We start from the raw sequence: 207 nt of genomic DNA, 5'->3' as shown, positions 1-207 counted from the left end.
TCTCAGGACCATCGAAGACATCCCCCTCTGCCCTAGCTGATGCCGCCGCCCGGCAGGAATTGCTCTACCGGCGCTGCGCCCTGTCCGGCCCTGCTGCTGCCGACGCCGTCTCAGGACCATCGAAGACATCCCCCTCTGCCCTAGCTGATGCCGCCGCCCGGCAGGAATTGCTCTACCGGCGCTGCGCCCTGTCCGGCCCTGCTGCTG

The 207-nt window shown here is 68.6% G+C and carries 1 protein-coding gene; it reads left to right on the top strand.

All coding sequences use genetic code 11. The annotated features are described in order from the left end of the window. The coding region (locus tag AWT75_RS22430; protein ID WP_204377141.1) for a hypothetical protein at positions 1–207 on the top strand (207 nt) is incomplete at both ends.

Origin of the sequence: Aquitalea pelogenes, from assembly GCF_001515305.1 — a bacterium.
GTDB lineage: Bacteria > Pseudomonadota > Gammaproteobacteria > Burkholderiales > Chromobacteriaceae > Aquitalea > Aquitalea pelogenes.
The sequence above is the reverse complement of the archived record's forward strand: the minus strand, read 5'-3'. Positions and strand labels throughout refer to the sequence as shown.